Annotated in this window: 22 protein-coding genes and 1 pseudogene; 11 read left to right on the forward strand and 12 right to left on the reverse strand. The window is 66.2% G+C overall.

Annotated elements, in window-relative coordinates:
* Window positions 1-58: 58 nt before the first annotated feature.
* Both M5I08_RS02895 and M5I08_RS02900 read left to right on the forward strand, forming a co-directional pair.
* Window positions 59-571 carry a hypothetical protein gene (locus tag M5I08_RS02895; RefSeq protein ID WP_219068345.1) on the forward strand — a complete coding sequence of 171 codons (513 nt, stop codon included), beginning with the start codon at window positions 59-61 and terminating at the stop codon, window positions 569-571.
* Window positions 568-1527 carry a DNA-processing protein DprA gene (locus M5I08_RS02900; protein WP_249763088.1) on the forward strand — a complete coding sequence of 320 codons (960 nt, stop codon included), beginning with the start codon at window positions 568-570 and terminating at the stop codon, window positions 1525-1527. Before M5I08_RS02895 ends, M5I08_RS02900 begins: the two co-directional genes overlap by 4 nt.
* Window positions 1528-1692: 165 nt before the next feature.
* On the opposite strand, the gene M5I08_RS02905 is transcribed toward M5I08_RS02900, so the two are convergent.
* The 3 genes from M5I08_RS02905 to M5I08_RS02915 are packed head-to-tail and all read right to left on the reverse strand — an operon-like array spanning window position 1693 to window position 3765.
* Window positions 1693-2397, reverse strand: a complete 705-nt coding sequence (locus M5I08_RS02905) for an RES domain-containing protein (protein WP_219068343.1) — start codon at window positions 2395-2397, stop codon at window positions 1693-1695.
* Window positions 2391-3107, reverse strand: coding sequence for a helix-turn-helix domain-containing protein (locus M5I08_RS02910; RefSeq protein WP_219068342.1), 717 nt, complete (start codon window positions 3105-3107; stop codon window positions 2391-2393). Before M5I08_RS02910 ends, M5I08_RS02905 begins: the two co-directional genes overlap by 7 nt.
* A gap of 58 nt (window positions 3108-3165) precedes the next feature.
* Window positions 3166-3765, reverse strand: a complete 600-nt coding sequence (locus tag M5I08_RS02915) for an HD domain-containing protein (protein ID WP_219068341.1) — start codon at window positions 3763-3765, stop codon at window positions 3166-3168.
* Between the two features lie 76 nt (window positions 3766-3841).
* On the opposite strand from M5I08_RS02915, the gene recC reads away from it, so the two are divergent.
* The 3 genes from recC to recD are packed head-to-tail and all read left to right on the forward strand — an operon-like array spanning window position 3842 to window position 12110.
* Entirely contained in the window at window positions 3842-7123 is a 3282-nt protein-coding gene (gene recC, locus M5I08_RS02920; protein WP_219068361.1) for an exodeoxyribonuclease V subunit gamma, read from the forward strand.
* Window positions 7123-10404 carry an exodeoxyribonuclease V subunit beta gene (gene recB, locus M5I08_RS02925; protein ID WP_219068340.1) on the forward strand — a complete coding sequence of 1094 codons (3282 nt, stop codon included), beginning with the start codon at window positions 7123-7125 and terminating at the stop codon, window positions 10402-10404. The genes recC and recB overlap by 1 nt, the downstream gene beginning before the upstream one ends.
* Window positions 10401-12110: an exodeoxyribonuclease V subunit alpha gene (gene recD, locus M5I08_RS02930; RefSeq protein ID WP_219068339.1), complete on the forward strand. Its 1710-nt coding sequence runs from the start codon at window positions 10401-10403 to the stop codon at window positions 12108-12110. Before recB ends, recD begins: the two co-directional genes overlap by 4 nt.
* Here recD and M5I08_RS02935 read toward each other — a convergent pair whose 3' ends face one another.
* Window positions 12111-12431, reverse strand: coding sequence for a nucleoside triphosphate pyrophosphohydrolase (locus tag M5I08_RS02935; RefSeq protein WP_307728235.1), 321 nt, complete (start codon window positions 12429-12431; stop codon window positions 12111-12113).
* A 65-nt stretch (window positions 12432-12496) separates the two neighbouring features.
* Here M5I08_RS02935 and M5I08_RS02940 point away from each other — a divergent pair, with 65 nt between their 5' ends.
* On the forward strand, window positions 12497-13573 hold the full coding sequence (locus M5I08_RS02940; protein ID WP_219068338.1) for an HNH endonuclease: 1077 nt from the start codon (window positions 12497-12499) through the stop codon (window positions 13571-13573).
* A gap of 23 nt (window positions 13574-13596) precedes the next feature.
* On the opposite strand, the gene M5I08_RS02945 is transcribed toward M5I08_RS02940, so the two are convergent.
* The 4 genes from M5I08_RS02945 to M5I08_RS02960 all read right to left on the reverse strand — a co-directional run bounded on the left by M5I08_RS02945 (window position 13597) and on the right by M5I08_RS02960 (window position 14936).
* Window positions 13597-13770 carry a hypothetical protein gene (locus M5I08_RS02945; RefSeq protein WP_219068337.1) on the reverse strand — a complete coding sequence of 58 codons (174 nt, stop codon included), beginning with the start codon at window positions 13768-13770 and terminating at the stop codon, window positions 13597-13599.
* A 163-nt stretch (window positions 13771-13933) separates the two neighbouring features.
* Window positions 13934-14368 (reverse strand): type II toxin-antitoxin system VapC family toxin, encoded by a 435-nt coding sequence (locus M5I08_RS02950; protein ID WP_219068336.1) that lies wholly within the window; start codon window positions 14366-14368, stop codon window positions 13934-13936.
* The gene (locus tag M5I08_RS02955; RefSeq protein WP_219068335.1) at window positions 14365-14661 is read right to left on the reverse strand and encodes a FitA-like ribbon-helix-helix domain-containing protein; all 297 of its coding nucleotides are present in this window, start codon (window positions 14659-14661) and stop codon (window positions 14365-14367) included. Before M5I08_RS02955 ends, M5I08_RS02950 begins: the two co-directional genes overlap by 4 nt.
* Window positions 14658-14936, reverse strand: a complete 279-nt coding sequence (locus tag M5I08_RS02960; RefSeq protein WP_249763089.1) for a hypothetical protein — start codon at window positions 14934-14936, stop codon at window positions 14658-14660. Before M5I08_RS02960 ends, M5I08_RS02955 begins: the two co-directional genes overlap by 4 nt.
* On the opposite strand from M5I08_RS02960, the gene M5I08_RS02965 reads away from it, so the two are divergent.
* The 3 genes from M5I08_RS02965 to M5I08_RS02975 are packed head-to-tail and all read left to right on the forward strand — an operon-like array spanning window position 14914 to window position 17160.
* Complete coding sequence (locus tag M5I08_RS02965; RefSeq protein WP_249763090.1) at window positions 14914-15372, forward strand: AAA family ATPase; 459 nt, start codon at window positions 14914-14916, stop codon at window positions 15370-15372. The two genes, M5I08_RS02960 and M5I08_RS02965, sit on opposite strands and share 23 nt — an antisense overlap.
* Window positions 15314-16825, forward strand: a complete 1512-nt coding sequence (locus tag M5I08_RS02970) for a P-loop NTPase family protein (protein WP_249763091.1) — start codon at window positions 15314-15316, stop codon at window positions 16823-16825. Before M5I08_RS02965 ends, M5I08_RS02970 begins: the two co-directional genes overlap by 59 nt.
* Window positions 16822-17160: a hypothetical protein gene (locus M5I08_RS02975; RefSeq protein ID WP_219068334.1), complete on the forward strand. Its 339-nt coding sequence runs from the start codon at window positions 16822-16824 to the stop codon at window positions 17158-17160. The genes M5I08_RS02970 and M5I08_RS02975 overlap by 4 nt, the downstream gene beginning before the upstream one ends.
* On the opposite strand, the gene M5I08_RS02980 is transcribed toward M5I08_RS02975, so the two are convergent.
* Window positions 17161-17823: an NUDIX hydrolase gene (locus M5I08_RS02980; RefSeq protein ID WP_219068333.1), complete on the reverse strand. Its 663-nt coding sequence runs from the start codon at window positions 17821-17823 to the stop codon at window positions 17161-17163.
* A 75-nt stretch (window positions 17824-17898) separates the two neighbouring features.
* On the opposite strand from M5I08_RS02980, the pseudogene M5I08_RS02985 reads away from it, so the two are divergent.
* Both M5I08_RS02985 and M5I08_RS02990 read left to right on the forward strand, forming a co-directional pair.
* Window positions 17899-18099: pseudogene (locus M5I08_RS02985) on the forward strand (ADP-ribosylglycohydrolase family protein); the annotation flags it as partial.
* A complete protein-coding gene (locus M5I08_RS02990; RefSeq protein WP_249763468.1) occupies window positions 18086-18634 on the forward strand; it encodes a hypothetical protein in 549 nt (182 codons plus the stop codon). The pseudogene M5I08_RS02985 and the gene M5I08_RS02990, both read left to right, overlap by 14 nt.
* A gap of 29 nt (window positions 18635-18663) precedes the next feature.
* Here the strand turns inward: M5I08_RS02990 and M5I08_RS02995 are convergent, their stop codons facing one another.
* The 3 genes from M5I08_RS02995 to M5I08_RS03005 are packed head-to-tail and all read right to left on the reverse strand — an operon-like array spanning window position 18664 to window position 19408.
* The gene (locus tag M5I08_RS02995) at window positions 18664-18990 is read right to left on the reverse strand and encodes a type II toxin-antitoxin system PemK/MazF family toxin (protein WP_219068331.1); all 327 of its coding nucleotides are present in this window, start codon (window positions 18988-18990) and stop codon (window positions 18664-18666) included.
* Window positions 18987-19205 (reverse strand): antitoxin MazE family protein, encoded by a 219-nt coding sequence (locus M5I08_RS03000; protein WP_219068330.1) that lies wholly within the window; start codon window positions 19203-19205, stop codon window positions 18987-18989. The genes M5I08_RS02995 and M5I08_RS03000 overlap by 4 nt, the downstream gene beginning before the upstream one ends.
* A gap of 47 nt (window positions 19206-19252) precedes the next feature.
* A complete protein-coding gene (locus M5I08_RS03005) occupies window positions 19253-19408 on the reverse strand; it encodes a hypothetical protein (protein ID WP_219068329.1) in 156 nt (51 codons plus the stop codon).
* Window positions 19409-19586: the final 178 nt, after the last annotated feature.

Consider the following 19586-nt stretch of genomic DNA (forward strand, 5'->3'; position numbering starts at 1 on the left):
TCAGGCCCTCACCTTCATCAGGGGGCGGTCGATCACCATCGAGCCTCGCAAGAGATGGGTGGGGCACCGGTCCGGGACGATTGCGAATCTTGTCGAGCCGGGCCGAGCGTTGTGCTACCTCACCGACCCGGGCTGGGGCGACCAACTGCTTGAAGCGAAACGCAGCGGCGGACTCCTGAGCGACGAGCTTGTCGAGGCCGCGGGCACGCTCGTCCAGGATTGGATGCCTGGATTCGACGGCACGCTTGTGTATGTGCCCAGCCTCGATCCCGCTCGCACGCTGGTCCCGAACTTCGCGGGCCGCCTTGCGCGGCTACTCCAAGTGCCGTTGTCCGACTGCCTCGTTAAGGTGCGGAAGAATGCTCCCCAGAAGTTGATGGAAAACAGCGCCCAACAACTCCGCAACGTCGACGGGGTGTTCGCGATCCGCGGAAACGTGCCGACAGGCCCGGCGTTGCTTGTCGACGATGTGGCGGACTCAAGGTGGACAATAACGGTGTTGGGTGACCTGTTACTGGCAGCGGGTAGCGGCCCGGTTTATCCGTTTACCGTGGGCAAGACAAAGGGATGACGATGCTTGACGAACAGGACTTGGCTGCGCTGGCGCTGACCAGCCGCTTGGTCGAGTCGGCGGTTAAGCCCTTGTCCTCTGGAGAGTTTTGGGTGCTGCGCCGAAGTGTTGAGCCATCAGCGCTGCAGGGAATGACGGCGATTCAGCTGGCGTCCACGCTGGCGATCTCGGGCGAGGACGCCGAGCGCATTGCCCGGCTGTCCGACCGCGCTGCCGGTATCGCAGTCGCTCTCGAGAAGCTGGACCACTCCGGGATCTGGACCATCACCGGCGTCGGTCATCACTACCCTGAGCGGCTGCGCGCCCGACTGGGTCCTGCCGCACCCGTTGTGCTCCACGGTGTGGGCGACGCCTCGCTGCTGGACACAGATGGTGTGGGTGTGGTCGGCTCCCGGGACATCTGCGAGGAAGGCTCCCAGGTCGCACGTGAGATCGCCCGGACGGCGGTGAAGGCGAGGCTACCCGTGGTTTCCGGGGCAGCACGTGGTGTCGACCAGGACGCGATGAACGCTGCGTTTGAGGTGGGCGGGCAGGTCGTTGGTGTCCTCGCGGACTCCCCCGAGCCGGCCGTTTCGCGCCCAGGCACCCGACGCGGTGTGGCCAATGGTCAGATCTGTCTGATGACGCCCTACGCGCCCGCCGCGCCGTTCTCAATCGGAAACGCGATGGGGCGCAACAAGATTATTTACGGACTGGCCCGCTGCACAGTCGTCGTAGCCACTGATAACGAGAGTGGCGGTGCATGGGCGGGTGCGACTGAGGCACTCAAGAATCAGTATGGCCGCGTTGCATCATGGACTGGGCGGGGCAGCGGCGCCGGGAACTGCGCGCTCGTTAAGCAGGGTGCCGATGAGCTGGCCGATGTAACCCGCCTTGACGAACTTCTCCACGAATCCGTCGTTCCTGCAACAGTCGACGACGATGCTCTCGGCGACCAACTGATGCTTGGGTTTTGAACAAGGCCGACCTCTCCGATTGGGTGAGGCGAGCAGCCTCCGCATTGGCGCGTCGCATCTGTCACACCCGTCACGCTGCCGAACCACTATGCGAAATGCCCGCCTCAGAGCGACTTTTCAGCTCCACCATGCTGCCACCGCACGGGAGCGGCAGGCGTGCGACACTCAGGTCGGCTTCTTGCACTCGGTGCACTCATCCGAGGACACCGTGGTGACGGTGATCAGGCGCTTCCTCATTTGCACTTGCAAACGAAGCAGGACGCGCGGGTCGGTGAGCGCCATGTCTTGGCGATGTCCGCGGACGTCGCGGACGATTTCGACGCCGTCATCGCAATCCCATAGTGCGAGTGAGTAACCGAAGTTGTAGCCGGTCCGGTAGCGAATTCCGGTGGCTTCCGGTCCCGCCGGCTGATCTTCATAGATGGCGCGCGCCCACTCCTGCGTCAACGGTCGGGGCTCGCTTCCGTCGGCAAGCGACGGCAGGGCACCGATCGCCATGGCTGACCCGCTTCGCGCGAGGTCAAACATCGCGAGACGCCGTGTCGGTGCGAGGATTGAGACCCTATAGCGAGGACAAAGCCGCGCGTTGCCGCTCTCGCCGAATGCCTCGCTGGCCGAGGTTGCGAGATCTTCACCGACGTAGAGGATTCGCCGACTGCTCGGGGCAACGACCGGTGGGTCGGCCGGCTGATGGTGGTCGAGTCGCGAAAGCGGCCCATATCCCCGGAAAGTAGCCCCATCGGGTGCGTGCTTGCTTTGGTGGTAGACGCGGCACCAGCGCCAGCGGGTTGCCTCCGGCCGCGGCTCCCACCACCACACGAACGGCGCCTTCGGCAGCGGGCGCGTCGGATGGTCGAGCTTTTTTACCATCCGGTGGCGGTCAGTACCCGTGCGAGTTCGATGACCGGTGCACTGCCGTGAAGGATCATCTCCTCGCGAGCGGTGCGCCCTTCGAACTCCGGCTGACTCCTCAGCATCCACGACGACAGGCTTACCGGCCCGCCGGGGAATACCGCTTGCAGTGCGTCCAGATCGGGTAGCACGCAGGTGGGAACGTCAGGATCGAATTGCCAAGTGGGAAGCCGCCATTCGCGACCTGATTTGATGCCGACAAGCTTCCGGGAAGCCAGCTTGGCAGTGACGCTTTGTGCGGTGATGCCGAGAAGCTTCGCTGCGTCGTCTCTGCTGATGCCGTTGGCCGCCAATTGCTGTCGCTGCGCGAACTGGTCACTCAAGTCGGCGAAAACAGCTTTCGCTGCAGTCACCGAATCGGGGCCGGGGCCCCAGAACCGCTCGTCGAGATCATCGGGTGACTCAGCGGTTGCCGCAGCCTCTAATCGGTCGAGCTCCGAGTCGTCTGCCTCATTCACCAACGCCTTTACGGCAGCACGCAATTGCGTCGTGCCGGTACGACTGGCGGGTGCGGCCGCGTCGGCATCGACCGAGATGATGGCGTAGCCCGACGCGCGGAGGGCGTTCTCGAGCTTGTCGCGTGCGGGTGTCTCCACCGGAAGATCGTCCGGGACGCGACGACCCTGCTCATCGACCGCGACCGGTTCCACTACAAAAAACCCAGTCATGACATTGCTCCTTGTTACGAAGGATACGCAACTAACGCAGCTAACGCCAAGTGGCACTCTACCTCGATTGGCTGACCGCTTGCTCCAGCGCGCCGATCACATCCCGAAGCTCGTCGACCATCCAGTTGTCGACCCGCTGGTCGTATACCTCGAATAGCGACCGGTAGTACCACAGGTGCAATTGCGGGTCCTGAACGCTGAACCGCCGCCAGAGCTCGTCGCCGTGTGCCCGGAAGTCACGCAGGATCGCGCGCGCGTTGTCGAGTTTGTCGGCCAGCGATACCAGGATGGCGCCGTCTGATGCGTCCGGCAGGTGGCGGATGTAGTTTTCCTTGCGCTGGCGCCAGGCCGGTTTCGGCGTCTCGAACGTGTCGCTGCATTCCGCGACGATCCGGGCGACGTCGGCGCCGAACTTCTCGCGGATCTCCGCCAACGTCTCTTCACCGCCCTGGTCTTCGGCGGCGTCGTGCAGCAACGCGGCGATGGCCTGCGTCTCGGTGCCGTCGGCCTCGATGACCAACCCCGCCACCGACAGCAGATGCCCGAGGTAGGGGACATCGCTGGCTTTACGGATCTGGCTCCCGTGCTTCTCCGCCGCGTACCGCACCGCCTCGACGAATTTCGGTGTGAGACGCGGTGAGGTGGTTTCTGCCGGCACGCGCTCACTATGGCAGAAAGGTATGACAGGCGAACCCCCGCGCGGCGTCGGTCTAGCGGTCTATGGTGGCACCCCTATGCCGCTTCATCTGCACCGCGCCGAACGCACCGACCTCCTGGCCGACCGGCTCGGCGCGATGCTGGCCGACCCGCTGCCCGACCCCTTCGCCGAGGAACTGGTGCTGGTGCCGGCGCGCGGCATCGAGCGGTGGCTGAGCCAGCATCTCTCGCATGTGCTGGGTGCTGCCAACGGCGGCGACGGGGTGTGCGCCGGGGTGGCGTTCCGCAGCCCGGCCTCGCTGATCGCCGAGATCACCGGCACGGTCGACGACGACGCATGGTCGCCTGACGCGATGACGTGGCCGCTGCTGGAAACAATCGACGCCTCACTAGATGAGCCGTGGTGTCGAACGCTGGCAACGCATTTGGGGCACTTCGAGCCGACCGACGCGGAGGCCGAGCTGCGCCGGGGTCGACGGTATTCGGTGGCGCGCCGGCTGGCGGGGCTGTTCGCGTCGTATGCGCGCCAGCGTCCGCACCTGCTGGCCGACTGGCTGGACGGCAATACCGCCGGCCTCGACGCCGACCTGGCCTGGCAACCGGAGCTCTGGCGAACACTGGTCGAGCGCGTCCCCGCCGATCCCCCGCATATCCGTCACCACAAGACCGTCGCCCGGCTGCGTGAGGGCCCCACCGACCTGCCGGCACGAGTGTCGCTGTTCGGGCACACCCGCCTGGCGTGCACCGAGGTGGAGCTGCTCGACGCCCTGGCCACCCACCACGACCTGCATTTGTGGCTGCCGCATCCCAGCGACGGCCTGTGGCGGTCGCTGAACGACACGCACGGCGCCGTGCCTCGACGCGACGACACCAGCCGGACGGAGGCCAAGCATCCGCTGCTGGAAACGCTGGGCCGCGACCTGCGTGAACTGCAACGCGCACTACCGGCCAGCCGCGCCGCAGACGAATTCTTAAGCGGGGCAACCAAACCCGATACCCTGCTGGGCTGGCTGCAAGCGGACATCGCCGCCAACGCGGTCAGACCCGAGGGCCGCGGGCGCAAGCCCGACGACCGCTCCGTGCAGGTGCACGCCTGTCACGGCCCGGCCCGCCAGATCGACGTGCTCCGCGAGGTGCTGCTCGGCCTGCTCGAAGACGACCCGACGCTGGAGCCGCGCGACATCGTGGTGATGTGCCCCGACATCGAGACCTACGCGCCGCTGATCGTCGCGGGCTTCGGGCTCGGTGAGACCGCGGGCGACAGCCACCCGGCACACCGCTTGAGAGTCAGGCTCGCCGATCGCGCGCTGACCCACACCAACCCTCTGCTCGGGGTGGCCGCCGAACTGCTCGCGATCGCCGGAACGAGAGCCACCGCCAGCCAAGTGCTCAACCTGGCGCAGGGGGCGCCGGTGCGCGCCCGGTTCGGTTTCAGCGACGACGATCTCGATGCGATCACCGGCTGGGTACGCGACTCGAACATTCGGTGGGGGTTCGACGCGCAGCACCGCGCGACCTACGGGCTCGAACGCGTCGTCCACAACACCTGGCGGTTCGGCGTCGACCGCATCCTGACCGGCGTGGCGATGTCTGACGACTCGCAGGCCTGGCTCGGCACCGCGCTGCCCCTCGACGACGTCGGCAGCAACCGGGTCGAGCTGGCCGGGCGGCTGGCCGAACACGTCGAACGGCTACACCGCGTCGTCGAAACGCTCAGCGGCACGAAGTCTTTAACGGAGTGGCTGGAGTCGTTGAGCATCGGAATCGACCTCCTGGCCGCTTCGGACGACGCCTGGCAACACGCACAGGTGCGCCGGGAATTCGCCGATGTGCTCGCGCACGCGGGTTCGCGGGCTTCGACGCCGCTGCGGCTGCCCGACGTTCGCTCGCTGTTGGCCGGTCATCTGGCAGGGCGGCCGACCCGGGCCAACTTTCGTACCGGCACGCTGACCGTGTGCACGATGGTGCCGATGCGCTCGGTGCCGCACCGGGTCGTCTGCCTGGTCGGACTCGACGACGGAGTGTTCCCGCGGCTCAATGTTCCCGACGGCGACGACGTGCTGGCGCGCGGGCCGATGACCGGTGAGCGTGACATCCGCTCGGAGGACCGGCAATTGCTGCTCGACGCGATCGGCGCGGCCACCGAGACCCTGGTCATCACGTACACCGGCGCTGACGAGCACACCGGGCACCCGTGTCCGCCCGCGGTGCCACTGGCCGAGCTGCTCGATGCGCTGGACCAGACGACGGAATCGCCAGTGCGCGGGGAGATCGTGACGAAGCACCCGCTGCAGCCGTTCGACGTCAAGAACGTGACACCCGGTGCACTGGTGCCCGGCAAGCCGTTCACCTTCGACCCCACCGCCCTGGCCGCCGCCGAGTCCGCTAGCGGGAAACGCTGTGAGCCTGCAAGGTTTTTCACCAATCCGCTGCCCGCTCCACCTGCCACTGACGTCACGCTGGCCGATCTGCTCGACTTCTTCAAAGACCCGGTCAAAGGCTTCTTCCGCCAGCTCGACTACACGCTGCCATGGGACCTCGACACCGTCAAAGACCAGATGCCGGTCGAGATCGACGCGCTCGACGAGTGGTCCGTCGGCGACCGGATGCTGCGCGACATGATGCGCGGCATGGACCCCAAGGTGGCGATGAACGCCGAATGGCGCCGCGGCACACTGCCGCCCGGAAAGCTCGGCTGGCGCATGGCCGAGACGATCAGCCGAACAGCCGCCCAACTCGTGAGCATCGCCCAAAGCCATCAGCGGACGCCCGCACATGCCCGTGACGTCGCCATCGACGTCGGTAATGGCCGTCGCGTGACCGGCACCCTGGGTCGCGTGTTCGATGATCGCCTCGTCGAGGTGACCTTCTCCAAGCTGGCCGCCAAACACAAACTCCAGGCATGGATCTCATTGGTTGCGCTCACGGCCGGCGATCCTAGTCGCGACTGGTGCGCGGTCTGCGTCGGGCGCGGCCCCAAAGACGCCATCGAGGTCTGCTCATTCGGTAAGCCGCCCGACGCGCTGGCCGTTGTGCGTGACCTGGTCGGGCTTTTCGACGCCGGGCACCGCGAGCCGCTGCCGCTGCCGCTCAAAACGTCGTATGCGTGGGCGGAAAGACGGCACAAGGGAAAGGATCCGGTGAAATACGCCCGCAGTAAGTGGGAAAGCAACAACTTTCACCAGGGCGAAGACTGCGAACCCGCGCATGCAAGGGTGTGGGGATTCAAGGCGCCATTCGAGGTTCTGCTCGGTCCCGTCGCGCCGGGCCTCGAAATGCCGGGGGAGGACACCCGGCTCGGCGCGCTGGCCGCCCGGCTGTGGCTGCCGGCGCTGATTGCCGAAGGGAAGCCCCGCTGATGGACCGGTTCGAGTTGCTGGGGCCGCTGCCCAAAGCGGGCTCCACCACCGTGCTGGAGGCCAGTGCCGGCACCGGCAAGACTTTCGCGCTCGCCGGGCTGGTCACCCGATATCTCGCCGAAACCGACGCGACGCTCGACGAGATGCTGCTGATCACGTTCAACCGCGCGGCCAGCCGGGAGCTGCGTGAACGCGTGCGCAGCCAGATCTTCGACGCGGTTTCCGCCCTGGACGGTCGCGTGCCACCCGGCAGCGACCTTGTCGAGCATCTCGTGCGCGCCGGCGGCGACGAACGCGCACGCAGGCGGGCACGGCTTCGCGACGCGCTGGCGCATTTCGACGCGGCGACCATCGCCACCACACACGAGTTCTGCGGATCGGTGCTGAAGTCTCTTGGCGTTGCAGGTGATACCGCCGCCGACGCCAAACTCAAGGAAAGCCTCGATGACCTAGTCACCGAAATCGTCGACGACCTTTACCTTGCGCGGTTCGGGCGCCAAGACAGCGCTCCGGTGCTGACCTACAAGGACGCGCTCACCCTCGCCCGCACTGTCGTCAACGACCCATGCGCGCAACTGCGACCGCTTGATCCCGAGCCGGACACCACGGCCACAGTGCGGTTGCGCTTCGTCACCGATGTGCTCAACGAGCTCGAGCAGCGCAAGCGCCGGCTGCGCATCCTGGGTTTCGACGACCTGCTCACCCGGCTCGCGAAAGCCCTTGAGGCGCAAGACTCTCCGGCCCGCGACCGGATGCGGGCCCGCTGGCGCATCGTCCTGGTCGACGAGTTTCAAGACACCGACCCGATCCAATGGCGGGTGCTGGAGTGCGCGTTCGCCGGCCATTCGAGACTGATCCTGATCGGCGACCCCAAGCAGGCCATCTACGGTTTCCGCGGCGGCGACATCTACACCTACCTCACGGCGGCCCGCACGGCCGACGCCCGCTACACGCTGGGTGTCAACTGGCGCGGCGACCGCGCGCTGGTCGACAGTGTGCAGACGGTGCTGCGCGGGGCCGCGCTGGGCCACCCCGAGATCGTTGTCCACGACGTCGACGCCCATTACGACGGACATCGGCTGGCCGACGCGCCGCGCAACGCACCGTTTCGGCTGCGCGTGGTCAAACGGCCCACCCTCGGCTACGGAGCCGTTGAAGACACCGCCAACGTCCCGATCGACGCGCTGCGCCGCCACATTCCCGACGACCTGGCGGCCGACATCGCGGCGCTGCTGGCCAGCGACGCCAGGTATGACGGCCGTCATGTTCGCGCCGGGGATATCGCGGTGATCGTCGAAAACCACAAGGATGCGCGGCCCTGCCGCGATGCGTTGGCGGCGGCGGGTATCCCGGCGATCTACACCGGCGACACCGATGTGTTCGGCTCCGAGGCAGCGAAAGACTGGATGTGCTTGCTGGAGGCATTCGACGCACCAAACCGCAGCGGGCTGGTCCGCGCCGCCGCCTGCACGATGTTCTTCGGCGAGACGGCGGAAACCCTTGCCGCCGACGGTGACACGCTCACCGATCGCGTGGCGGCCACACTGCGGGAGTGGGCAAACCAGGCCCGGCAGCGCGGGGTGGCGGCGGTATTCGAGGCCGCCCAGCTGCGCGGCATGGGCCGTCGGGTGCTGCGCCAGCAGGGCGGCGAGCGGCAGATGACCGACCTGGCGCACATCGCGCAGCTGCTGCACCAGACGGCGCATCGGGAACGGTACGGTCTTCCGGCACTGCGTGATTGGCTGCGACGTCAGTGCGACGGCCGCGACCGCGCGGCTGAGCACAACCGCCGCGTGGACAGTGACGCCGCGGCGGTGCAGATCATGACGGTGTTCGTGGCCAAGGGTCTGCAGTTTCCGGTCGTGTATTTGCCGTTCGCATTCAACCGAAATGTCCGCAGGGACGACATTCTGCTGTACCACGACGAGAAGGACACCCGCTGCCTGCACATCGGCGGCAAGGACAGTCCCGATCGCCGCGACGTCGAGCAGCTGCACCGGACCGAAGAGGCCCGCAACAACATCCGGCTCACCTACGTCGCGCTCACCCGGGCCCAAACACAGGTGGTGGCGTGGTGGGCGCCGTCATGGGATGAGCGCAATGGCGGCCTGTCGCGATTGTTGCGCGGACGCGACATCGGCGAGGCCGACGTGCCCGACACATGCGAATCGGCCATCACCGACGAAGATGCATGGGCACTGTTCACAAAGTGGCAGGCCGAGGGCGGGCCGTCGGTGGAGGAATCGGTGATCGGCTCCCCCGCCGCTGCCGAAGAGTTGCCGCCAGCGGCGGATTTCGAGGTGCGGCACTTTCACCGCACCATCGACACCAGTTGGCGGCGGACCTCGTATTCGGCGTTGGTACGCGGCGCAGAACCGGTCGGCGTGCAGAGCGAGGCGGAGGTCAACGCGCGCGACGACGAGGTGGAGGGCGTTGTCGTCACCTCGCCCAGCCCGGTTAGCGACGTTGCCTCACCGATGGCGGCGATGCCGTCGGGTGCGACGTTCGGCTCGCTGGTGCACGCGGTGCTGGAGACCGCCGATCCCGGCGCTGCGGACTTCGCCGCCGAACTCGAGGCTCAGGCGGCACGGCAGCTGAGGTGGTGGTCGGTGGACGTGACGGCCACCGAGTTGGCGGCAGCGTTGGTGCCGATGCATGAGACGTCGTTGGGTCCGCTGGCGGACGGCATGACGTTGCGGCAGATCGGTCTGCGGGATCGGTTGCGGGAATTGGCCTTCGAGATCCCGCTGGCCGGCGGCGATGTGCGCGGCGCTGCGCCGAATGTGTCGGTGTCCGATGTGGGTGAGTTGCTGCGCGCTTACGTGGCGGCCGATGACCCGGTGGCGCCGTATGCCGATCGGCTTTTGTCGACGGGGTTGGGCGGCCAGTCGCTGCGCGGATATCTGGCGGGCTCGATCGACGTGGTGCTGCGGCTGCCTGACTTCCGTTTCCTGGTGGTGGATTACAAGACCAACTATCTCGGCGAGAATGCCGCCGACTACAGCCAGGCGCGGTTGGCCGAGGCGATGCTGCACTCGGACTATCCGCTGCAGGCGCTGTTGTACATCGTTGTGCTGCATCGCTTTCTGCGGTGGCGGGTGCCGGATTACGACCCGACACGGCATCTCGGTGGGGTGCTGTATCTGTTCGTGCGCGGCATGTGCGGTGCTGACACACCGGTGATCGACGGTCAGCCGTGCGGGGTGTTCAGCTGGCAGCCCCCGGCCGAGCTGGTGGTGGCGCTCTCGGATCTGCTCGACGAGGGAAGCCACGCAGCATGACCGTCACGGATGTGGAGCCAGCCGTCGGCGTGAGCGGCTTGCTGCAGGCGTTCAACGAGGCGGGCGTGCTGGACGTTTCGGATGTGCGGGTGGCCGAGCGGATCTGCTTTCTCGCCAAGGAGACTGACGAGCGGGTGGCGTTGGCAGTGGCGCTCCTGGTGCGCGGGCTGCGCAGCGGATCGGTGTGCATCGAGCTGGCTTCGATTGCCTCTGCGGTCGGCGTCGAGGACGTCCCGTGGCCGGAGCCGGAGGGGTGGCTGGCGACGGTGCGGGCCAGTGCGTTGCTCGGCGAGCCGCCGGTGCTGCATCTCTACGACGATCGGCTGCTCTACCTCGACCGGTACTGGCGCGAGGAAAAGCAGGTGTGCGACGACCTGCTGGCATTGCGGGTGTCGGGACCGATAGGCGATGCGCCCGCCTTCGAGCGACTTTTCCCGACCGGTTTCGAAGAACAGCGCGAGGCTGCCGAGATCGCACTGGCGCAGGCGGTTACGGTGCTGACGGGAGGCCCGGGCACCGGAAAGACCACGACGGTTGCGCGGCTGCTGGCCCTGCTCGCTGAGCAGGCGGGGACGTCGCGACTGCGGATCGCGCTGGCCGCACCCACGGGCAAGGCGGCAGCGCGGCTGCAGGAAGCCGTGCAGCATGAGGTGGCCAAGCTGGACGCCGCCGATCAGGACCGGCTCGGTGAGCTGCAGGCGATGACCCTGCATCGGCTGCTGGGCAGTCGGCCGGACTCGTCGTCACGGTTTCGGCACAATCGGGGAAACCGGTTGCCGCACGACGTGATTGTGGTTGACGAGACGTCGATGGTGTCGCTGACTTTGATGGCGCGGCTGCTGGAGGCGGTGCGACCTGATGCCCGGCTGATTCTGGTCGGCGATGCCGACCAGTTGGCGTCGGTGGAAGCCGGTGCCGTGCTGGCCGACTTGGTCGACGGCCTGTCAGCGCGCAGCGACGTGCGGGTGGCGGCGCTGCGGACATCGCACCGGTTCGGTGAGGCAATCGGTCTTCTGGCCGAGGCGATCCGGGTTGGCGACGCGGATCGGGCGCTGGAGTTGTTGCGCTCGGGCGACGAACATATCGAGTTCATTGAAGCCGGTGCCCCTGATGGGCTGCGTCCGATCTTATTGCCGCATGCGTTGCGGCTGCGGGAGGCGGCATTGCTGGGGGCCGGCAATGTGGCGCTGGCGACGTTGGATGAGCATCGGCTGCTATGCGCACATCGGGAAGGCCGGTACGGGGTGCGGCACTGGAACCGGCAGGTCGAGAAATGGCTGTCCGAAGCCACGGGCCAGCCGCCGTGGTCGGAGTGGTACCCGGGCCGTCCGCTCCTGGTGACGACCAACGACTACGGGTTGCGGGTCTACAACGGCGACACCGGTGTGGTGATGGCGGGAGCCGAGGGCCTTCGGGCGGTCATCGCGGGCGCCGGCGGGCCGCTGCACTTCGCGACCAGCCGGCTCTCCGACGTCGAGACCATGCACGCGATGACGATCCACAAATCCCAAGGCAGCCAGGCCGACGAGGTGACAGTGCTGATGCCATCGGAGGATTCGCGGCTTTTGACCCGGGAGTTGTTCTATACCGCGATGACTCGGGCCAAGGAGAAGGTTCGGGTGGTCGGATCGGAGGCAGCCGTGAGACTCGCGATCGAACGGCGGGCGGTGCGGGCGACAGGCCTGCGGCTTAGCTTACGGCAGTGACTACTGGTCGATCCCATCCAGCCAGAGCCGTCGACCGAACCCTCCCCTCTCCGTGCGCTTGCGATGTGCGGCTTTCAGGATGTTGTCGAGAATCGCACCCCGCTCGCCGGCCATTGCAATAAGCACTTCGACGACGTCAGCGGCCTCCTCGATGACCGCGTCCGTGGTACGCGCGGCGACAAGTTCGGCGACCTCTTCGTCCAGCTTGTCCGTAATTGCGAGCTGAAACTCGCGCGAAGCCGGCGTCGTCACGCGCGGTGTGCGTCCAGAGGCTCTAATGATGTCGGGAATCTTGTCCCGGACCAGTTTGCCCACGCTCATCCCTCACCCTCGCAATAATGTCGTAGTGCAGTTGTACCCGACAGCGCGGACGTTGCGGATGAGCCATGGGCGTTGATGCACCAGAACCCCTGTGGCTTGGGCAACGCGTGGTGGCAATCCTCGAAACCGGTCTGCGGACGGCCACCTACAAGCTCGCCACGCTGATGGCACTGATCGAACACTGCATCGAGAACATGCCCGAGCGAACCGACGATGTGCTGAGCGTGCCGATACCCGATCTGGCGCACCGGGTGCTGGAGATCTACTGGCAGCAGGTGCGCCCATTCGACGGGCATGACCTGCGCCAGTCCACGCAGCCGCGCGCACGAATCCTGATCGCCACGAATGCGTTACGTGAGGCCGCTGGCGGCACGCACACTGGTGCATCGCTAGACATCGCCAGGCTGCGCGCCAGTGTTGCATACCGAAACGCGATCAACGAGATCACGCTGTGCCTGGCGCAGCAGCCGCTACATCGGCTGCAGAAACTGCCCGGCTCGTCGACGAGTGATCCGTTTCTGTACGACGACTCTTTTCTGCACGACCAGGTTTCACGGTCGACACTGCGCGCACACGGCGACGCGATCGAACTGAAACCCGGCGTGGCGCATGGTCTTGCCCGGCTCGCGGGACTGCTGAAGCCGGCGTTGGAGATCATGTGGGTCGATGACGTGCGGCGAATGAACAAGTTCCTCTACGAGAAGGTTCCCGATGTCGCCGGCCACCTTTTTGGTCGTGAGCGCACGGCGCTGACTGCCGTTCGGGAGTCATTCAAGGAGGTGTTCGGACCGCACTGCTTCTATTGTGGCACGCATCTCCCCGTGAACAATCCGGTCGATCACGTGCTGCCTTGGTCCCTGGTCGGCATCGACGGCCTAGCCAATCTGGTGCTGGCCTGTGCCCGCTGTAACGGTGACAAGAGTGGTGCGCTGCCGGCGGTGTCGATTGTCGACCGGGTGCTGGAGCGCGACCGAGACATACTGGAGCAGGTCGCATCCGAGATCCAGTGGCCGACGCAGCATGACCGGGTCGTGGCCGCGGCGCTCGGCATTTACCGCGTGCAGCCTGCAGGTGTGCCGACGTGGTCAGCGTACAGACAGACCGAGCGGCTGGACATCAGCTTCCCGCCGTCATGGACGTGAATCGTGGTGAGCATGAACGCAGTTCAGCGCGAAATCAGCTCTAGAACTATCGGCCTAGTCGACCGGACGACGACGTCTGGGAACTGCGCCAGCAACGCGCACACAAAAGCCGAGCGCTTCACGTTCCGCTCGTGGAGCAACTCATGGTGAGTCAACTCGCCGTCCTGGCGCAGGTGCTCCCACACGGCAACGATCATCCATGCGGGCACAATCTGCGGGCCAGTCCCCCGACGATCCGAGCGCAAGATCTCAACCGAAACCCCAGACCGATCGATCGAGATAACTCGATTCGAACGTTTGTTGCTGAGTGTGCAGACACCAGCGACCGGTCCTCGACACCTGCCGCCGAGTCGATGCCGATCAGATCGCGATGAACCCGAGCCCTTCGGCGACCTTCTGTTGCGCCTCGTCGCGCGAGGCGAACGCCCGCGGCTCGCCGGGCTCCAACAACGGGGGGACAACCAGTGCGGCGACCGCCAGGTGCCAGGCGTCCATCGCGCGCAGCGCATGTCGGCGAACGAGTTCCAGGGCGTGCTGCTCGACCTGCTCCTGCGGCGCGCCGAGCACAATCACCGGGCCCGCAAGGTCGGCGTCCAGCAGTGCGAGCAAGCCCTTTTCGTCAGCGCGGCCTGCGCGCGCGGCACGAACCAGTGCGCCCGAAACCTCGATCCGTGTCCATGTCCCGGTGACGGTTGCAATCGCCGGGTCGGCGAGCAGTGCGGCCGCCTGTTGGTGTCCGTCCTCATCGACAAGGTACGCGCGGGCGAGGACCGAGGAGTCCAGGTACGCGATCACGGCCGCTCGCGCTCTCGCGCGAGCAACTGGTCGATTTGTGACCCCAGGCCGCGGGTCGACTCGATGATCCGCCGCCGTCGCGCTGAACTGGCCGGCCGAGCGTTCACCGTGCGCAGCATGCCCGCGGCGGCAGCCGCGGCGCGTACTTGCGAGCGCCGGTCCCCACTATCGGCATCGGCCGCCGCGTCAAGAATCTCGGTCGCGACCGCGTTGAGGCTGCGCCCCTCGCGCCTGGCGCGAGCGACCAACCGTCGGTGAAGCTCCTCGGGTACCCGGAGCAACAGCTGCTTCATCCCGCGAATGCTATCAGAGCATATGCACTGATATCACCCGGCTGCCACCGTTGGAACCGACCGTAGATGCCGATCCTCAACACCTTGTCGCCCGGACGTTGTTCAATCGCGGCATGGTAGACATGACGGAACCGCCGGAGAGCCCCGCGCCGGAGCACATCGATCAGGCCGAGAAGTCGGTGCAAGACGACATTCTGGAAATGCTCGACGCCGATGCCTTGGTGCACGCCGACGTCAAGGACGTGGTGCTCAATGCGCTCGCCGCGCTCGGACACCGCGACGACTCCGGGCAAGCGGACGCGGCTTCAGCTGTACCCGGCGCACGGATTGACCGTGGTCAGCGGACGCGACGGCTCCGGCAAATCGAGTTTCGCCGAAGCCCTGGAGCTGGTGTTGACCGGTACCAGCTACCGCTGGCGTCGCAAGGAAACGCTGTGGAAGCAGTCGTGGCAGAACCTGCATCACCCCAGCCCCTGCGAAATCCGCGCCGAATTCACCAGAGAGGGCGGCGATCCCATCACCGTCGGCATGGACTGGGCCACGGGTGCGGAATTGCCGCAGCGTGCGGTGTGGACGCAGACGGCGCAGCAGAAAAAGGGTGGACGGCACCGAGGGGCTGGGCTGGTCGCGGCCGTTGGAGGTGTACCGACCGATGCTGTCCTACGACGAACTCGGCCGACCCTTCGACGGCGGCCCGGCCGCGCTGTATGACGCGCTGGCCAAGTTGCTCGGGCTGGAAGTCCTCGCCGACGCCGAGAAGTGGCTTGCCGCCGAACTGAAGACGACCAAATCTGTACGCGACCGGGCCGACGCTGAGCGCAAGGCACTGCGCGAGGTGCTCGCAAACGCCGCCGACGAGCGAGCGCAGCACGCGAGCCGCCTGCTCGCCAAGAAGGCTGCATCGCTTGATGAACTTCTCGCGCTGGCGACCGGAGCCGACGACGCACAGCAACAGGTGGTACCCGCGCTCAAGGCCCTGGCCGCTTTGGAAAGCCCGTCGCTCGAGGATGTCTCGGCCGTCGCGACCCGATTGCGAACCGCGTCATCAGCTGCCGCGTCGGCTCCCGACGATGACCACGCGATGGCCGACCACCTGGAATCGGCCGTGGTCGAGGCATTGGGCGCCGCGGAGGCTTTGCGCGCGCAGGCCGCAGATGCGCTGTCACAACGGGAGAGCGCCTGGCCTCCGCTGGCTGCGCAACTGGCGGCCTGGGTTCCGGTCGAGCAGCAGGCGTGCGCCCTCGACGACACGGTCACGACATTGACCGCCGCCAAGAAGTGGATGACCGACAAAGTCGGGATGTTCCGCAATCGGCGGCTCGAACCCATCGCCGCGCGAGCCCGCGCGATCTGGAGTCAGCTACGCCAAGGAAGCAACGTCGATTTGAGCGACATCACGTTAGCCGGAACGGCCAACAGACGGCACGCCATATTGGATGGATCGGTCGACGGCGAACCGACCAAAGCGCTGCCGGTGATGAACCAGGGCGAACAGCACGCTCTGGCGCTGGCGCTGTTTCTGCCGCGCGCGACTGCACCGGGCAGCCCTTTCCGCTTCGTTGTCCTCGATGATCCCATCCAAGCGATGGACCCAAGCAAGATCGATGGGTTCGTCCACGCGCTCGGCGACATCGCCCGCACCCATCAGGTCATCGTGTTCTCTCACGACGACCGTCTGGCATCAGTGATCCGGGAGACCGGCTTCGACGCCAGGCTCATCGAAGTCGTGCGCGAGACGGCATCGCGAATATCTTTACCCGACAATATCAATCCGGCACTCCGTCAGGTCGACGATGTCTTTGCGCTGATCAACGACGACGGCTTGCCCGACGACATCAAACGACGTGCGGTGCCCCCGCTATTCCGAACGGCACTGGAATCAGCCGCCAGACAAGCGTATTTCACCAAACAGGCGAAGGCTGGTGTCGCACGGGATGTCTCAGAGACAGCCTGGTCCACGGCCAAGAAGACCGGAGCGCGACTTGCATTGGTCGTGCATGGCAACTCTGCTGCGGATCTGACCGGCTGGCTGGACTCCAAGCAGGAACGGCGTCGTAGCCTGAAGATCGGCAACGCGGGCGCGCACGGCGCGGCCAGCCCGGTCGACATCGATGATGCCCGAGACCTTGAGCGGACGGTCAAGGAAGTGCTGGCGCTTGCATGAACGCCGCCGAGCTGCTGGCGGCAGCGCAGCGCATCCTCACTTACTCTGTCGCGGGCGGGCTTTCGCCGCGGCTTGCCGCTATCTTGGCCCGGCAGGCGCTCGAAGAGATCGTCGACGAGCGTTGCGCGGCCCTGAACGCCTCAGCGTCCTGTGCGTCCATGCGCAGCACGTTGATTGTGTTGCGCGCCCTGGCCGCCGGCGAGGCTGCCGACGACGCGGCGCTGGCCTGGAATCGGCTCAGCACCGCCTGCCATGTCCACGCCTACGAGATGCAGCCGTCGGCCGCTGAGGTCCAAATCATCTGCAGCATAGTCGCATCCGTGCTACCGGCGTGATCAGCGATACGTGGCAGATCGCCGGAAGAGCTCCGCGGGACGTCCCCGCGTCCCGGTGGTCATGGTCCCGGTCGCGACCAGCTGGGACTCCATCGCGCGGCGGAATGCGTCACGCTGCAACGTCCCTTCCGCGACCGCTTCGTGGGCCAGGCGAAGTTCACGCAGCGTGAATTCCTCACCGAGCAACCAGTCGGGATCCGGCTTGTCGCGGTAATACGACCGAAGGTGATCGACCGCCCGGGCGATGATGTCGGCGTGGTCGTAGGGCAGGCGCCCGGGCGCCCGGACGGGCATCAGCCTGGTTCCCGCAGCCAGGCGCGAGCTCAGTCGATCGACCTGCACAACGTCGACGTGGGCGACGGAAAGCACCCAGCCGCGATCATCGCGGTGCGGGTCGTCGAACACATGCAGCTGGCGTGGGCGTAATCCGCGCACGTTGGCTTTGACTCGTAGCGAACGGTCAACGGCGTCGGCGAGCGTCTCACCTTCGTGCAGAAACGTCCCCGGCAGCGCCCAGCCCCTGCCGTTGGGCCGGCGCACCTGCAGGACCGCAAGCCCCAGATCGGGATCCAGAGTGAGCACCGCGGTGTCGACCGCGACCGACGGCCGCGGGTAGTCGGCCAGGCGGCGCCCGCTGGTGTCTCGGTGCGTTCGGTCGGTCATGTCGGTGCCCTAGCGTACAGTGAAGGCAATTAGCTCACAAACGCGCAAACGCTATTTGTCGAGGGGATGGTAGCCATGACGTCACGAAACGACCGCGTCGAAGGGGTTCTGTTAGGCACTGCGGCAGGCGACGCACTCGGCGCGCCATACGAGTTCGGACAGCCCCGCGGTCCCGAGCTCGAGGTCACCATGGGCGGTGGCCGCGGCTGGGAGGCCGGGGAGTGGACCGACGACACCGCGATGGCGATCGCGATCGCAGAAGTTGCCGCGACCGGGGGTCCCGGCGGACCCGCGTGGTTCACCGTTCTACACCAAGCGGCCTGGCACGGGAGAACTGATCCGGCGCGGCGCCCTGCGTTCGCTGACTGATTCCCGTGGACGCACCGCCTACGACATCCGCTGCGAAAGAGACCTCAAGGCGAACACCGTCAAAGGTGTTGCGGTACAGCAGCGCAAGTTCCTGGTTTTGCGTGAGCGCTATCTGAAACCACCGCCCTCACCGCTGGCGCCCGAGCAAATCCGTGCGCTGGACAAGCACCTTGGCGAGGTGATCGACAGCCGAATCCGTGGCGTGCTCTACGACGGCCGCGATCCCCGAAAGGTGTTGCGCTACCCGCCCGTCGAGATCATGCACGAGGTTCCGGACCAGCAGATCTGGTTCCCCGTGCCCGGCATGTACGGCGGCTTCCACATCACATTGCTGGAGGACATTCTCGATGTAAAGAGCTGGTGCCGGATCGTCGGCGGCTCCGGTCAGGCCCACCTCATCACCTCCGAAGGCGCAATCCTCGTCGACGAAGGATTCGTGTGATCGGTTGGGCGCCGCAGCGCCTGCCCTATTCATGCGAAGCCGAGGAAAACCACCAGACTGCGGGAGAGCGCGAGCATACCGGCATCCGAAACTTTGCCGATGCGCGCACCGAGCTTGGACCGCGCCATCGTCGTGATCTTGTCGATCATGATGCTGCTCGGTGCATCCAGGCAGTTGCTGTCATCGGGATCCAGCGGAACCCGCAACAGCGGAATCTCGGTGGGATCGCTGGTCAACGGGCAGACCGTAATCGAGGACGTCGCATCAAACCGATCGTCTTGGACAATCAGCACCGGGCGCGGTTTGCCGGCATAGTGCTTGCCGCCCGCGGCCGTCCAGAGCTCGCCCCGTCTCACTCCTCGTCGTCGCCGAACGACGAGATCGCATCGACAAAAGCCTGATCATCAGCTTCATGGGGACTGGCCGCCGCCAACGCTGACTGGCGATGAGCCTCAGCCGCGAATCCAGGCGCCCGGACATCGGGGACCCAGATCTGCACCGGCCGCAAGCCCTGTCGGCGCAAACGCTCCCGATGGGCGGCGACCCGGTGTCGAACTCTGCGTTCAGTCATACGGCGATGTTACATGTAACAGGACCTAGTCGCTACAACAGCGACCGTTACGCCGACACGAACAAGGTATCCGGTGACCCGTCCCCGATGCCCTCCGGAGGGTGGCGGTCATAGAGGGCCATCATGTCCTCGGTCGTCAGCACCGACACATCCCAGCCATGCTCGAGCAACCAGTCCCCGACGTCAGTGCTGCCTCGAAGCACCACAGCTCCTCGAAGTCGAGGCTCCCGGCTCGCCGAGGTCCGGCCGACACCAGCAAGCGAGCTCTACCTCTACGGCGACAAGCTATTTGCTCGTGACCGGATTGCCGAATTGAACGCGTCACTATATGGATAACGTCAACACACCGTGGACGCCCCCCGGCGTCCCGGATCGCGGCGT

The sequence above is a fragment of the Candidatus Mycobacterium methanotrophicum genome (assembly GCF_023515995.1).
Taxonomy (GTDB): Bacteria; Actinomycetota; Actinomycetes; order Mycobacteriales; family Mycobacteriaceae; genus Mycobacterium; species Mycobacterium methanotrophicum.

Excerpts from the sequence above, each read along its gene's own strand:
- M5I08_RS02900 (WP_249763088.1), top strand. The coding sequence starts at position 568 with ATGACGATGCTTGACGAACAGGACTTGGCTGCGCTGGCGCTGACCAGC.
- M5I08_RS02905 (WP_219068343.1), bottom strand. The coding sequence starts at position 2,397 with ATGGTAAAAAAGCTCGACCATCCGACGCGCCCGCTGCCGAAGGCGCCG.
- M5I08_RS02910 (WP_219068342.1), bottom strand. The coding sequence starts at position 3,107 with ATGACTGGGTTTTTTGTAGTGGAACCGGTCGCGGTCGATGAGCAGGGT.
- recC (WP_219068361.1), top strand. The coding sequence starts at position 3,842 with ATGCCGCTTCATCTGCACCGCGCCGAACGCACCGACCTCCTGGCCGAC.
- recB (WP_219068340.1), top strand. The coding sequence starts at position 7,123 with ATGGACCGGTTCGAGTTGCTGGGGCCGCTGCCCAAAGCGGGCTCCACC.
- recD (WP_219068339.1), top strand. The coding sequence starts at position 10,401 with ATGACCGTCACGGATGTGGAGCCAGCCGTCGGCGTGAGCGGCTTGCTG.
- M5I08_RS02935 (WP_307728235.1), bottom strand. The coding sequence starts at position 12,431 with ATGAGCGTGGGCAAACTGGTCCGGGACAAGATTCCCGACATCATTAGA.
- M5I08_RS02940 (WP_219068338.1), top strand. The coding sequence starts at position 12,497 with ATGGGCGTTGATGCACCAGAACCCCTGTGGCTTGGGCAACGCGTGGTG.
- M5I08_RS02945 (WP_219068337.1), bottom strand. The coding sequence starts at position 13,770 with ATGATCGTTGCCGTGTGGGAGCACCTGCGCCAGGACGGCGAGTTGACT.
- M5I08_RS02955 (WP_219068335.1), bottom strand. The coding sequence starts at position 14,661 with ATGAAGCAGCTGTTGCTCCGGGTACCCGAGGAGCTTCACCGACGGTTG.
- M5I08_RS02965 (WP_249763090.1), top strand. The coding sequence starts at position 14,914 with ATGCGCTCGCCGCGCTCGGACACCGCGACGACTCCGGGCAAGCGGACG.
- M5I08_RS02970 (WP_249763091.1), top strand. The coding sequence starts at position 15,314 with ATGCTGTCCTACGACGAACTCGGCCGACCCTTCGACGGCGGCCCGGCC.
- M5I08_RS02975 (WP_219068334.1), top strand. The coding sequence starts at position 16,822 with ATGAACGCCGCCGAGCTGCTGGCGGCAGCGCAGCGCATCCTCACTTAC.
- M5I08_RS02980 (WP_219068333.1), bottom strand. The coding sequence starts at position 17,823 with ATGACCGACCGAACGCACCGAGACACCAGCGGGCGCCGCCTGGCCGAC.
- M5I08_RS03000 (WP_219068330.1), bottom strand. The coding sequence starts at position 19,205 with ATGACTGAACGCAGAGTTCGACACCGGGTCGCCGCCCATCGGGAGCGT.